This is a genomic window from Methylopila musalis, assembly GCF_042679725.1.
Taxonomy (GTDB): domain Bacteria; phylum Pseudomonadota; class Alphaproteobacteria; order Rhizobiales; family Methylopilaceae; genus Methylopila; species Methylopila musalis.
Map to the genome: position 1 here is coordinate 1 of NZ_JBHTMX010000388.1, position 927 is coordinate 927.

Below are 927 nucleotides of genomic sequence, written 5' to 3' on the forward strand. Positions count from 1 at the left end.
CGTCTCGCGGGCCGCGCGGCGCTGGCGCAGGGCGTGACCGAGGCCGCGCCGGACTTCGCCTATCTGGAGCTCGACGACAGCGGCCTCGCGACCGCCTGCGAGGCCGAGGACCTGGACGGGATCGACCGCGCCGGCGCGCTGCGCGAGGCGGCGGCGGCGCTGCTCGCCGAATCCACCGATGTCGATCGTTCGGCCGCAGAGCGGGAGGTGGCGCGCGCCGCGCTCGCCCGGCTGTTCGCCTATGCGCAGGCGATCGGCGCATGAAGATCGAAGCGCTCCGCCTCTACAACGTGAAGCGGTTCGGCGACCGCGGCGTCGCGATCGAGGGCGTCGGCGACGGCGTCAACGTGCTCTGCGACGTGAACGAGGCCGGCAAGTCCACCAGCTTCGAGGCGCTGCACGCGCTGTTTTTCCAGCCCCATTCCGGCACGTCCGGCGACGTGCGGAACCTCAGGCCCTACAGCGGCGGCAGCCCGGTGGTGGAGGCGGACATCGCGACCGCGGAGGGGCGCTTCCGCATCGCCAAGCGCTACTACGCCGGCCGCTTCGCGCGGGTGACGGACCTCGCCACCGGCCGCCTTGTGGCGCAGGCGGACGAGGCGGAGAACTTTATCGCCGCGCTGGTGCGGGGCGGCTCGGCCGGCCCCGCCGGCCTGCTCTGGGTGCGGCAGGGCGTCACCGGCATCGAGCGGCGCAGCAAATCCGAGGACGAGAGCGAGCGGCAGGTGCGCGCCAGCCTGCTGGAATCCGTACAGGGCGAGGTGGAGGCCGTCACCGGCGGCCGCCGCATGGCCGCGATTCTGGCGGCGACGCAGGACGCGCTGGCCGAACTGGTGACGGCGACCGGCCGCCCGAAGACCGGCGGCCGTTACGCCGCCGCGCTTGAGGCGCGGGACCGGCTGGCCGGGGAGGCGGAGCGGCTCGCGG

1 protein-coding gene and 1 pseudogene are annotated in these 927 nt (G+C 74.5%); both read left to right on the forward strand.

The annotated features are described in order from the left end of the window. A pseudogene (locus ACFQ4O_RS17860) lies at positions 1-264 on the forward strand (metallophosphoesterase family protein); the annotation flags it as partial. Then, a partial coding sequence (locus ACFQ4O_RS17865) for an AAA family ATPase (RefSeq protein WP_378777767.1) occupies positions 261-927 on the forward strand: 667 nt, incomplete at its 3' end. The pseudogene ACFQ4O_RS17860 and the gene ACFQ4O_RS17865, both read left to right, overlap by 4 nt.